The sequence below is a fragment of the Pseudoalteromonas sp. TAE56 genome (genome assembly GCF_000497955.1).
GTDB lineage: Bacteria > Pseudomonadota > Gammaproteobacteria > Enterobacterales > Alteromonadaceae > Pseudoalteromonas.
The window spans coordinates 1-12,477 of record NZ_AUTN01000030.1 but is presented as its reverse complement, the minus strand read 5'-3'; the positions used below and the strand labels follow the sequence as shown (position 1 = coordinate 12,477).

12 protein-coding genes are annotated in these 12,477 nt (G+C 41.4%); 9 read left to right on the top strand and 3 right to left on the bottom strand.

Annotated features, from left to right (window positions below):
* The 7 genes from L656_RS0101095 to der all read left to right on the top strand — a co-directional run.
* A partial coding sequence (locus L656_RS0101095; RefSeq protein WP_024597863.1) for a LysM peptidoglycan-binding domain-containing protein occupies positions 1-702 on the top strand: 702 nt, incomplete at its 5' end.
* Positions 699-1,565 carry a RodZ domain-containing protein gene (locus L656_RS0101090; RefSeq protein WP_002961292.1) on the top strand — a complete coding sequence of 289 codons (867 nt, stop codon included), beginning with the start codon at positions 699-701 and terminating at the stop codon, positions 1,563-1,565. The genes L656_RS0101095 and L656_RS0101090, both read left to right, overlap by 4 nt.
* A 5-nt stretch (positions 1,566-1,570) precedes the next feature.
* Positions 1,571-2,689, top strand: a complete 1,119-nt coding sequence (ispG, locus tag L656_RS0101085) for a flavodoxin-dependent (E)-4-hydroxy-3-methylbut-2-enyl-diphosphate synthase (RefSeq protein WP_002961295.1) — start codon at positions 1,571-1,573, stop codon at positions 2,687-2,689.
* A 136-nt stretch (positions 2,690-2,825) separates the two neighbouring features.
* On the top strand, positions 2,826-4,106 hold the full coding sequence (hisS, locus tag L656_RS0101080) for a histidine--tRNA ligase (protein WP_008168943.1): 1,281 nt from the start codon (positions 2,826-2,828) through the stop codon (positions 4,104-4,106).
* Between the two features lie 19 nt (positions 4,107-4,125).
* Positions 4,126-4,746, top strand: a complete 621-nt coding sequence (locus L656_RS0101075; protein ID WP_002961300.1) for a YfgM family protein — start codon at positions 4,126-4,128, stop codon at positions 4,744-4,746.
* Positions 4,747-4,756: 10 nt separating this feature from the next.
* Positions 4,757-5,935, top strand: a complete 1,179-nt coding sequence (bamB, locus tag L656_RS0101070) for an outer membrane protein assembly factor BamB (protein WP_002961301.1) — start codon at positions 4,757-4,759, stop codon at positions 5,933-5,935.
* Between the two features lie 93 nt (positions 5,936-6,028).
* A complete protein-coding gene (gene der / locus L656_RS0101065) occupies positions 6,029-7,495 on the top strand; it encodes a ribosome biogenesis GTPase Der (RefSeq protein WP_024597862.1) in 1,467 nt (488 codons plus the stop codon).
* Between the two features lie 60 nt (positions 7,496-7,555).
* Here the strand turns inward: der and L656_RS0101060 are convergent, their stop codons facing one another.
* Positions 7,556-8,059: a TFIIB-type zinc ribbon-containing protein gene (locus L656_RS0101060; RefSeq protein WP_024597861.1), complete on the bottom strand. Its 504-nt coding sequence runs from the start codon at positions 8,057-8,059 to the stop codon at positions 7,556-7,558.
* A 27-nt stretch (positions 8,060-8,086) separates the two neighbouring features.
* Positions 8,087-8,674: a DUF4202 domain-containing protein gene (locus L656_RS0101055; RefSeq protein WP_024597860.1), complete on the bottom strand. Its 588-nt coding sequence runs from the start codon at positions 8,672-8,674 to the stop codon at positions 8,087-8,089.
* A 227-nt stretch (positions 8,675-8,901) separates the two neighbouring features.
* Here L656_RS0101055 and L656_RS0101050 point away from each other — a divergent pair, with 227 nt between their 5' ends.
* Positions 8,902-10,629, top strand: a complete 1,728-nt coding sequence (locus L656_RS0101050) for a DUF885 domain-containing protein (RefSeq protein ID WP_024597859.1) — start codon at positions 8,902-8,904, stop codon at positions 10,627-10,629.
* Between the two features lie 119 nt (positions 10,630-10,748).
* Complete coding sequence (locus L656_RS0101045) at positions 10,749-12,056, top strand: DASH family cryptochrome (RefSeq protein WP_024597858.1); 1,308 nt, start codon at positions 10,749-10,751, stop codon at positions 12,054-12,056.
* A 29-nt stretch (positions 12,057-12,085) separates the two neighbouring features.
* Here the strand turns inward: L656_RS0101045 and L656_RS0101040 are convergent.
* Positions 12,086-12,477: putative sulfate exporter family transporter (locus tag L656_RS0101040; RefSeq protein ID WP_024597857.1), on the bottom strand; the 392-nt coding region annotated here is incomplete at its 5' end.

The following is a 12,477-nucleotide window of genomic DNA, read 5'->3' as shown; positions in this document are numbered from 1 at the left end:
GCTGTTATGCTTGCACTTACTACTGAACACGACTCTGCTGATTCAATAGGAGCAGTTCCTGAAAAGTCTAAGCCTGCTTACGAACCTCAAAAAGCAGCTGTAGTAGCAAAGCAAGCAACTAAGGCTGATGACGAAGTAACAATAATTTCGTTTGGTGCACCTAAAACAGGCCAGTTTAATTCGCAGCAAACTAGTAACTATAGTAATTCAGCCCCCGCAGTTACTGCACAAAAAAATAGTAGTGACGTGGTATTCTACGAAGCGACTAAAAATACAACAGTATTTGAAAATAGCAGCTATCAAAATGATGTCGATATTGAATTTAAAAGTTACGAAGCAGTACAAAAAACAGAGCTTCCCATGCTTAACCCTAAAGTATCGCCTTTACGCGTGCCATTTCACGTAATTGCTGTTGGCGAAAACCTATTTAGCATTTCGGTGCGATACAATGTTAAACTACAAAAACTCCTCCAATGGAATGGTCTAAAAGAGTCGGATCGGGTAATGAATGGAAGTAAAATATACCTAAACGATCCAAATATTTATTACGAAATTAAAGCTGGTGATTCCCTTTACGATATAGCTACCCAGCGGCATGTATTAATTGATGAATTAATGCGATGGAATAAATTAAGTCCTGATATAGCATTAAAACCAGGGCACAAACTTTTACTAGTGGATCCAGACTCATACACATTATGAATGAAGAAAATACGCAAACACAGAGCGAACAGCCAACTGTAGGCCAAATACTAAAAAATCATAGAGAGCAAGCAAACGTTAGCATCGCAACTATCGCTGCACCGTTAAAGCTGTCTGAACTTCAAATTAAACGCCTTGAAAATGATGAATTTGCGTTACTAGGCCCTATCACTTTTGTTAAAGGCTATATAAAAAATTATTGCCGTGAATTAAAAGTCGATAGCGCACCTATATTAGCAATGATGCCGGCCCCACCAGAGCCGACCAAGCCCGCTAATATGCAAAGCTTTTCGCGCCGAACAGAAAAAGAAGCAAGCGACAGCCGTTTAATGTTTTTTAGTTATTTAATTTTAGCGATTGTTATTGGGTCATCTGCTTTATGGTTTTGGCAAAACGCCACCCCCATTGAAGAGCAAACCAGTAAAATAAACGTTGCCAACTCAATAATGAGTGAACGACAAGCAGCTCAACCCAGTATTTTACAGCAACAGCAACAAGCCGAAATTAACGACGAATCACTATTAGAATCAAAAGATACGCTTGAAACATCAACAAGCTCAGAAGCCGTTACAGAAACGGCTCCTATTACATCTAACAACGAAAGCCAAGAAGATGCTAGCAGTACAATTGTTATGAACTTTAACGGCGAAAGTTGGGTTGAAATTTACGATGGCGAAGGCGAAAAAATAGCATTCGGCGTTAAAAAAGCAGGCTACATTATGACCGTAAGCGGAACGCCTCCTTTTTCAGTTGTGCTTGGTAAGCATGACGCTGTAGACATTACTTTAAACGGCGAACCTGTAGATGTTTCTGCATTTCCTAAAAACCGTTTAGCCAAATTTACATTACCACTAGCAGAGTAGTCGCTATGTTTTCAGAATCCCCAATTAAACGCAGAAAATCCACCCGTATCAATGTAGGTAACGTCCCTATTGGTGACGGCGCCCCTATTGCTGTGCAATCAATGACCAATACCGACACCATGGATGTTGATGCAACCGTTGCACAAATTCAGGCAATACAAGATGCCGGTGCCGACATAGTGCGTGTATCAGTACCGACTATGGACGCAGCTGAAGCGTTTAAAAGTATTAAAGAACAAGTGACTATTCCGCTAGTAGCCGATATTCACTTTGATTACCGTATAGCCTTAAAAGTGGCAAAGTACGGCGTAGATTGTCTGCGCATAAACCCAGGTAATATAGGTAGCGAAGAGCGTATAAGAGCTGTGGTCGATTCTGCTCGCGAGCATAACATTCCTATTCGTATTGGTGTAAATGGCGGCTCACTTGAGCGCGACTTACAAGAAAAATATGGCGAGCCTACACCTGAAGCCTTATTAGAATCAGCAATGCGCCATGTAGATATATTACGCCGCCTTGATTTTGACCAATTTAAAATATCGGTAAAAGCATCAGACGTATTTTTAGCGGTAGGCGCCTATCGCTTACTCGCTAAAGAAATAGACCAACCACTGCATTTGGGTATTACCGAAGCGGGCGGCATGCGATCTGGCTCGGTTAAATCAGCCGTAGGTTTAGGTATGCTACTTGCCGAAGGTATTGGCGATACACTGCGAGTGTCGCTTGCAGCTGACCCTGTTCAAGAAATTAAAGTAGGTTTTGATATTTTAAAATCGCTGCGCATACGTTCGCGCGGTATTAACTTTATTGCCTGCCCTAGCTGTTCTCGTCAAGAGTTTGATGTAGTAAGCACCATGAACCAGCTAGAAGAGCGCCTTGAAGATATTATTGAGCCTGTATCGGTTTCGGTAATTGGCTGTGTTGTAAACGGCCCAGGTGAAGCACTCGTTAGTGATATAGGCCTTGCCGGTGCAAACCGTCGCTCAGGTTTATACATTAATGGTGAGCGCCAAAAAGCGCGTATTGACAACAACAACATTGTTGACCAGCTCGAAGGCTACGTGCGCGACTTTATTGCTCAAAAAGAGCAGCAAACACCTATCGATATTAAAATAGTCGAATAAATACCGTATAAAGCGCCAAACAGCGGTGTTTGGCGTTTACCTTTATGACCAGAACGCTATAATAGCGGGTCAATTTTTAGCATTCTTGTTGTGTAAGCATTTTTTATTACACATAAACAGCATTTAGGATTTATCAGTGGCAAAACAAATTCAGGCAGTTCGCGGTATGAACGATTGTCTGCCGGGCGATACACAAGTTTGGCAGAAAGTAGAAAGCATTTTACGCGAGACAGTAGCATCGTTCGGTTATCAAGAAATTCGTTTTCCTATTGTAGAATCAACCGACTTATTTAAACGCTCTATTGGTGAAGTTACCGATATAGTAGAAAAAGAAATGTACACCTTTGCCGATCGCAATGGCGACTTATTAACACTTCGCCCAGAAGGCACCGCAGTATGCGTACGTGCTGGCAACCAAAATGGCTTACTATATAACCAAGAACAACGCCTTTGGTACATGGGTCCAATGTTTCGTCACGAGCGTCCGCAAAAAGGTCGTTACCGTCAGTTTCACCAATTTGGTTTAGAAACATTTGGTATTGCCACAGCCGACATAGACGCAGAAGTTATTTTATTAACAGCGCAACTATGGGAAGCTTTTGGTATTACTGACCACGTTCGTTTAGAGCTAAATTCTTTAGGCTCTAACGAAGCGCGTGCTGATTACCGTGATGCGTTAGTAGCCTACCTTGAGCAACACATTGATGTGCTTGATGAAGACTCAAAACGTCGTATGTATTCAAACCCATTACGCGTACTTGATAGCAAAAACCCAGACGTACAAGCAATTTTAACTGATGCGCCTAAATTGTCTGAAAACTTAGACGCTGAATCAAAAGAACATTTTGAAAATTTATGTGAACGTTTAGACGCTGCTGGCGTCTCATATACGGTTAATGAAAAGTTAGTACGTGGTTTAGACTACTACAACCGCACCGTATTTGAATGGGTAACCGACAGCTTAGGCGCACAAGGCACAGTATGTGCTGGTGGTCGTTACGACGGCTTAGTTGAACAGCTTGGCGGCAAAGCAACGCCAGCAGTTGGTTTTGCAATGGGTCTAGAGCGATTAGTGTTATTACTACAAGCGCTTGAGTGTGTAGGTGACATTCGTCGTAATGCTGATGTATATTTAGCAGCAATGGGCGACAAAGCAAGCATTCAAGCTCCTGCAATTGCAGCGCAACTACGTAAAGACGTACCAGGTTTACGCGTTATGGTGCATGCGGGCGGCGGCAACTTTAAAAAACAATTAAAACGTGCTGATAAAAGCGATGCACTTGTTGCAGTGATTATTGGTGAAGATGAATTAGAAAAAGGCGTTGTGACCATCAAGTATTTACGCGAGCGTAAAGAACAAGTCACATTAGAATTAGAACAAGCTAAAGCGCTATTAGCTGAGCTTATTAACGGCTAAGCGAACATTAGAGGTAAGAATGGATATTTATTCAACAGAAGAACAACAAGCAGAAGCCATTAAACGCTTTTTCCGTGAAAACGGCATTTCACTTGCACTAGGCATACTTGTTGGCCTTGGTGGCTTATATGGCTGGAAAGCATATAACCAAAACCAAATTACTACCGCTGAAAAAGCATCAGATTCATATACAGCGCTTGTTGAAAGTGATGATGTATTATCTTCAGCTGATGCGTTTATTAGCGAAAATAAAGATACAAACTACGCAACACTTGCTGCATTTGTTGCTGCGAAAGACGCTGTAGAAGCAAAAAAATTAGACGTAGCAAGCGAAAAGCTAAGCTGGATAGTGTCTAATACTGAAAATACAGAATTAAAAGCAATTGCGATTACACGTTTAGCGCGAATTCAAATTGCACAAACTAACTATGACGATGCATTAACTACATTAAATGCACCATTACCTGAAGCATTCAATGCAAACGTTGCCGAGCTTAAAGGCGACATTTACACACAGCAAGGTAACAAAGATCAAGCACGTACTGCATACCAAGCAGCAATAGATGCGGGTGGATTAACAAGTAACCCACTATTACAAATTAAGTTAGATGACCTAGCAGTAACTAGCCCAGCGGCATAAGGTTTTAGGCATGAAAAAATTTACAACAGCAGCCCTTGCCCTATGTATGGCAACACTGATGGGTTGTTCATCAAGTGATGATGAAGATGAACTAGTACTTCCTGAAATTGTAAACCAATTTGAAACTGACGTTGTTTGGCAAGAATCTGTAGGTGATGGCGTAGAGCATTACTTTTCTCGTTTAACACCAGCTGTTTACAAAGATACTGTATATGTTGCTAGCCGCGAAGGCCAAGTAGAAGCGCTTTCGCTTACTAACGGCGATACCAAGTGGGAAACCGATGTACGCCAAGATTTATCGTTTTGGCCATGGGCTGACAACGGTAATGCAAAATTATCAGGTGGTATTTTGCAAGCCTATGGTAAAATTTATATAGGTTCTGAACACGGCTTTATTATTGCTCTTGATCGCGAAACCGGTGAAGAAGTTTGGCGTAAGAATGTACCAGGCGAATCACTGTCTAAACCGACAGCAGGCGATGGCTTAATATTTGTAAATTTAGGCTCTGGTAAATTGTTAGCCCTTCACCCAGATACGGGCGAAGAGCGTTGGAGTTTTGAACAAGAAGTTCCACCACTAACATTACGCGGACAAAGCTCGCCAACTGTTGCTAACGGTGGTGTATTAGTAGGCCTTGAAACAGGCAAGCTAAGCGTTTTAATTTCAGACAGTGGTTACTCAGCATGGAGCGCAGAAATTGCGGTTGCTAAAGGCGCATCAGAATTTGAACGCCTAGTTGACGTAGACACTCAACCGCTTATTAGCGGTCCATACGCTTACGCTATAGCTTACAACGGCAACTTAGCTGCTGTAGATATTCGCTCTGGCAACGTAGTTTGGAAACGTGAGTACAGCAGCTACCGCGAAATTGCGATGGATGCACAAACAATTTATTTAGTAGATAGCGATGGTGTTATTTACGCATTAGATAAAAATTCAGGTATTGAACGTTGGAGCCAACCCGCTCTACGTGGTTGGTACCTAACAGGCCCTGCAGTTGCAGGTAGCCACTTAGCTTTAGGCGACCAAGAAGGTAACCTACATTGGCTAAATAAAGAAACTGGCGAGCTAGTATCTCGAGAAGACTTTGACAGCTCAGGCTTTTTTGTTGAGCCAGTTGTTGCCGACGATAAGCTAATTTTATACACCCGTGATGGTGAAGTTAGTATGGTAAAAATACCAAACTAACTGACTGCTATTAGTATAACCTGCTAATAGTTAATTGTTTTTTGTAAGGCTTCGCACTGCGAAGCCTTTTGTTGTTTTTTAAAGAGGTAGTTTATGCTTCCCGTGATCGCTCTAGTTGGGCGACCCAATGTGGGCAAGTCCACATTATTTAACCGTTTAACACGTACTCGTGATGCACTCGTAGCCGATTTTCCAGGTTTAACACGAGATAGAAAATATGGCCAAGCTAGTTACGATGGCTATGAATTTATCGTGGTAGACACGGGCGGTATTGATGGCTCAGAAGAAGGCATCGAAATCGAAATGGCAGATCAATCTCTGCTAGCCATTGAAGAAGCCGACATTGTTCTGTTTTTAGTAGATGCTCGTGTAGGTATGACCGTAGCTGACCAAGCCATTGCTAATCACTTGCGTAAACAAGAGAAAAAGTGCTTTGTTGTTGCCAATAAAACCGACGGCATTGATGCAGATTCAAACTGTGCTGAATTTTACCAATTATCATTAGGTGAAATACATCACATTGCAGCTGCACATGGCCGTGGTATTACCCTATTACTTGAACAAACACTTCAGCCGCTTATTGCTGAACTAGCTGCTCAAGATGAAGAAGTAACAGGTGATGACGAAGAACTAATCGATCTTTACGAAGAAGGCGAAGGTGATGATACCGATCATCAAGCGTTTGCTGACAAACCTGTAAAGCTTGCTATTATTGGTCGCCCTAATGTTGGTAAGTCAACACTTACAAACCGTATATTGGGTGAAGATCGTGTAATTGTATATGATATGCCAGGTACAACGCGCGATTCTATTTATATTCCAATGACGCGTAACGACAAAGAGTATGTGTTAATTGACACAGCCGGTGTTCGTAAGCGTAAAAAAGTAAGTGACGTAGTTGAAAAGTTCTCAGTAATTAAAACACTTCAAGCAATCGAAGATTGTAACGTGGTTTTACTTGTTGTGGATGCGCGCGATGGTATTTCTGATCAAGACTTAAGCTTATTAGGTTTTGCGCTTAACTCAGGTCGTTCGCTGGTTATTGCTGTGAACAAATGGGATGGGCTTGACGACTACGTTAAAGACCGTATTAAAACAGAGCTTGATCGCCGTTTAGGCTTTATTGACTTTGCACGCTTACACTTTATATCTGCACTTCATGGTACAGGTGTTGGCCACTTATTTGAATCGGTTGATGAAGCGTACGAGTCAGCAACTAAGCGTATTAGCACTGCAATGCTTCGCCGTATTATGGACATGGCACAGGCCGATCACCAGCCGCCTCTTGTTCGTGGTCGTCGTGTTAAGCTTAAATATGCGCATGCCGGTGGTTATAACCCGCCACGTATTGTAATTCATGGTAACCAAGTTCACGATTTACCAGATAGCTACAAACGCTACCTCATGAACTACTACCGTAAAGCACTTAAAATTATGGGCACCCCAATCAAAATTGAATTTAGAGAAGGTGATAACCCATTTGCAGGGCGTACTAATAAAGTAACGCTTTCGCAAAAACGTAAAATACGTGCGTTTGCAAAAGAAAACCGTAATAAATAAACTGCATAAGCGTTAATCTATTACAGAAAAACGGCGTACTTTTTAGTACGCCGTTTTTTATTACTGAAAATTAAGTAATGCTAATTGCACCAGCCGTTCAACTGTCGTGTCTTGAACATTTTTAGGCGCTTTGGGGTAATACTTTGATTTTGGCGGCTTAATAGTTATAAACCCATGATTGGTCGCCATTTCGTGGGCTAACAGCTTACGCTCTCGGGGGGTTAAATGGTTTTCGTGTATTTTTGCCAGCTCGCCGCTATCAAGCCATATGCCTGCACAACCAGGGCATTCGTCTATCTCAACCACTTTGAGCGGCGAAAAATACCGGCGCATCATCACAATACTTGGGCATTTAGGGCAATTTACTCGCGATGAGACTTCGCCCTCACCTTCGGTATAATTACTCAAATACTTAAGTAAAACCTGACCATGCTTTAACTCCGGCGAGCTAAACTTAAAAATTTGGCTGTTATCAAAAAATACGCCGCCTTGCGCTGACGTAAAAACAGTAATGCCGCCAACAAGTAAAGGTTCAAGTGGCGTATTACTACGAGGACAATACATTTAAAATTCCTTTTTATTTATTTTCTTTTACTCAAGTGCTTTATGAATAAGCCCAACAAGCGGGCCGGGCAATGTAATATTACCTGCAAGTACAAACTCATGCGCGTCATCTGACATTTTTTGCCATGTACGGCGAATAATACCAATCCATTTTTCTTCATTGTAATCTGGTTTTGCATTGGCAAACCCAAGCATATAATGTTCAATAAATACAAGGCTTGCTACATCTTCTACTAATTGGCTGTCTGGGTTACGTTTAATATTTTTTTTAGCGACCGCATCGTACACTCGGTTTTGCTCAGCTTCACCGTAACCAGCTTGCTTCATGAGCGCAACCACGCTGCTAGCATGAAATATATAAAGTGCACTGCGCCACTGATGATAGCCCTGTTTGTTCATTTCAAAATCACTACGTGGCGACTTCCAACGCTGAATATGCTGTGCACGCACTGCAATTTGCATGAGTTCATCGGCATCTGGTTTAAAACGAGTTAACATTTCGCTCATGCGCAAGGCGTATAAACTTTCTTTTGGAAAGCTTTGTCCATTGTGCTGCTCAGTATTAGGGTCTTGGTCGTTTGCTTCATCAATTAAGGTAATTACTTTATTAAACATGACGATCATTTTTTATAATAAGTTTTAGTCATTCTAAACGCTGATAAAATAATAAACTAGTACGCCTACCAGTTACGCAGTGAAATTTGTTCAATCAAAAAGTAAAACCAAGAGTTACAAGTTATAAAAGTAAGCGCATTGATTAAGTTAACTTGGTACTATATTGAGCACAAATTAAAATAAAAAAGCGCGATAAATAATAACAAACTCGCCAATAACGGATGACTATGTTTAAAAAAAGTATTCTAGCTATATGCTTAGCGGTTGCATCGCTACCAAGCTTAGCCGACACTAACACTGATTTAAAAACCATTATTGATAACCACTGGCAAAACGCCAAAGCTGAAAAAATATTTTTTCGTACCGACCCAGACGGCTGGAAGCCAAACGGTACATTGCCAAATTGGAGCGAGCAAGCCATTGCAAAGCGCCAAGCTTATAACAACAGCGTGCTAAAAAGCTTAGCCAGCATTGACCCAAAAACGCTCAACAACGAGCAGCTAATGAACTACCGCTTATTTAAATATGAGCGAGAAACCGAGCAGCAAAGCTACCTTTATCAAGATAAGTATTTTCCGGTTAATTTTTTAAGTGGCTGGCATACTTATTTTGCCGAAGCCCCCGCTAACATGGCATTTTTAACACCCGACGATTACAACGCATTTTTAATCAGCCTTGCCGACTACCCGCGCTTTAATCAGCAAAATATTGATTTAATGAAAGAAGGTATAAAAACAGGCTTTACTCATTACTGCAAAACCTTTGAAAATTACAGCCAAAGCATTAGCGCGCATATTGTTAAGCAACCTGAAAAAAATGCCCTTTACGAGCCCTTTACACGTATACCAAACACGTTTACAGCAGAGCAAAAAGCCACATACCAAAATAAAGCTAAGGCCTTAATCAGCTCAAAAGTAGTCCCTGCTTATCAGCACTTTTACGACTTTTTTGAAAACGATTACATGCCTAACTGTAGAGCGCAGCCGGGTATTGCAAGCGTTAAAGGCGGGCTTAAGTATTACAAATATGCAGTTAATTACTACACCACAACCAATGCCACACCAAAGAAAATTCATGAGCTTGGCTTAAAAGAAGTCGCGCGTATTAAAGCGCAGATGCAAAGCATTATTGATAAAGTAGGTTTTGATGGCACTTATGCTGAGTTTTTAGAATTTTTAGCAACCGATGAGCAATTTTACGCAACAGACGCACAAGACCTGCTTGAAAAAACAGCCTTTATTACGCAAAAAATGTATGGCAAATTACCAACCTACTTTAATCATTTACCGCGTAATACCTTTACTATTAAAGGCTCAGCGAGTCGCGGCGCGTTTTATATGCCACCTGTTGATAACCGATCCCCCGGCACTTATTTTTTAGCCTCAACACCTAAACTACAGCCTTTATATAATTTAGAAGCACTTAGCTTACATGAGGCAATACCAGGGCATCATTTACAAAACGCTATTGCTATGGAGTTAAATGTACCTGAATTTAGACGCACACTTAGCCACTCTGCATTTGGCGAAGGCTGGGCACTTTACACTGAACGCTTAGGTAAAGAAGCCGGCTTTTATCAAAACCCATACAGCGACTTTGGTCGTTTAGGCTACGAAATGTGGCGTGCAGTGCGTTTAGTGGTTGATACAGGTATTCATGCATTTGGCTGGAGCCGCCAAAAGGCAATAGACTACTTGGCAGATCACACTGCTTTGCCACAAAGCGCGGTGGAGGATCAAATAGATCGTTACATATCATGGCCAGGCCAAGCGCTTTCGTACAAAATGGGCGAAATAAAAATACGCGAACTGCGTGCAAAAGCTGAAAAAGAACTCGGGGCTAAGTTTGATATTCGCAGCTTTCACGACACCGTTATCGGCCAAGGCTCGCTGCCTATGGAAGTATTAGAAGACGTAATAAACGATTGGATAGCAAAACAAAAATCGGCTATTTAACATTCAAGGAGGCGGTATTATTTGCCGCCTCTTTTTAAAACCCTCTTAAACACCTCAAAACTAATCCCTACCCGCTTTTGCTTCGTAAAGTTAATGATTACAAAAACCTGAGTAAACCTATGAGCAAACGCATTTTATATTGGCTACAAAACGATTTACGAATAGACGACAACCCTATTTTAAGCGAACTTGCTACTGAGCAATGCGCGCTTGATATTGTATTTGTTATAAACCCGCACTGGTTTAAAAATAATAACTATCAACAAAAGCCATATGGCGTGCACAAACAGCAGTTTTTAATGCAATGCTTGTACGAACTACAACAAGCACTTATTGAGCGCGGGCAAACCCTGCATGTGCTTGAAGGCGAACCTGTATCGCTTTTGAAAGCGCGTATTAATGAGCAAAATATAGATAAAGTTGTATACAGCGAGCAATTTGGCCTGTACGAGCAACGCCAAATAAACTTACTCAAAGCACATTGCCCTAATACTAAATTTACAGGGTCGCAGCAAGACACGCTCTTTAAGCAAAGTGACCTCCCCTTTGATTTAAACGAATTACCTAAACACTTTACCCCGTTTCGTAAAAAGGTAGAGGCCGCCACTAGCCCCATTTCACTTTCAACATTACCAAACGGTTTGCTCCCTCAGCCAATAACCTTGTGCACTAAAAAACCTTTAGAGCGTATAGCAAATAATGGCGTAATGCATGGCGGGTTTAAAAGTGCGCAAACACATTTAAAACAATACTTTTCAGGTTTACTACCAAGTACTTATAAAATAACTCGAAACGAGCTTGATGGCTTTAATAACACCACAAAATTTAGTACCTGGCTTGCTTTTGGTTGTGTAAGTGCGCGGCAAGTTTATAAAGCAGTTGAGGCGTACGAACATAACCAAATAACAAACGAGTCTACCTACTGGATTAAATTTGAATTGCTATGGCGAGAGTATTTTAAATGGCATGCACTTAAGGCAGGTAAAAGCCTGTTTAGCTTTAAAGGCCAAAAGCAAACAAAACCCCTTACTACATTTATGCCAAACCGCTTTGCTACGTGGTGTAATGGCTCAACACCCTACCCATTAGTCAATGCCATTATGAATGAGCTTAACGCTACGGGTTATATATCAAATAGAGCAAGGCAAATTGCAGCCAGCTGCTTAGTGAACGAGCTTGGCCTTGATTGGCGCTATGGCGCAGCATATTTTGAACAACAATTGATTGATTACGATGTAGCCGCTAATTGGGGTAATTGGCAATATATAGCAGGTGTAGGCGTAGATCCGCGTGGTGGTAGGCACTTTAATATTGAAAAACAAACGTTACAGTTTGACCCGCACACTGTTTACACTAATAAATGGCAAGGCAATGAAAATACCAGCACGCAGCTGGATACCTTAAACGAAGTTGATTGGCCAATTTAAGCCGCCAATCAACTTTTACAAAGTAACGTTTAAAACAGCTCAGCAATACCCACATTAATAGCGTAACCACCCAAGGTTAAAAACAAAAATAAACAGCCTGCTAATAACAGCGGTTTTATACCCGCTTGGCGAATAGCGCCAACATGTGTGCGTAAACCTAAAGCCACCATCGCAATGGTGAGTAATATATTATCAAACCAAACAACTGCGCTTGTAGCGACTTGAGGAATAACTGATAGCGAATGTACACCACTTGCCACAATAAATAACACCGCAAACCAAGGGATTGTAATACCCGCTTTTTGCTCGCCGCCATGCACGTTATTGTTTGTTTTAGCATGCTTTTTACTTTGCCAAAACGATAAGCCCACTAAAAATGGCGCAAGCATCATCACCCTTAGCATTTTTTCTATAACGGCGG

Excerpts from the sequence above, each read along its gene's own strand:
- L656_RS0101090 (WP_002961292.1), top strand. The coding sequence starts at position 699 with ATGAATGAAGAAAATACGCAAACACAGAGCGAACAGCCAACTGTAGGC.
- ispG (WP_002961295.1), top strand. The coding sequence starts at position 1,571 with ATGTTTTCAGAATCCCCAATTAAACGCAGAAAATCCACCCGTATCAAT.
- L656_RS0101075 (WP_002961300.1), top strand. The coding sequence starts at position 4,126 with ATGGATATTTATTCAACAGAAGAACAACAAGCAGAAGCCATTAAACGC.
- bamB (WP_002961301.1), top strand. The coding sequence starts at position 4,757 with ATGAAAAAATTTACAACAGCAGCCCTTGCCCTATGTATGGCAACACTG.
- der (WP_024597862.1), top strand. The coding sequence starts at position 6,029 with ATGCTTCCCGTGATCGCTCTAGTTGGGCGACCCAATGTGGGCAAGTCC.
- L656_RS0101060 (WP_024597861.1), bottom strand. The coding sequence starts at position 8,059 with ATGTATTGTCCTCGTAGTAATACGCCACTTGAACCTTTACTTGTTGGC.
- L656_RS0101055 (WP_024597860.1), bottom strand. The coding sequence starts at position 8,674 with ATGTTTAATAAAGTAATTACCTTAATTGATGAAGCAAACGACCAAGAC.
- L656_RS0101050 (WP_024597859.1), top strand. The coding sequence starts at position 8,902 with ATGTTTAAAAAAAGTATTCTAGCTATATGCTTAGCGGTTGCATCGCTA.
- L656_RS0101045 (WP_024597858.1), top strand. The coding sequence starts at position 10,749 with ATGAGCAAACGCATTTTATATTGGCTACAAAACGATTTACGAATAGAC.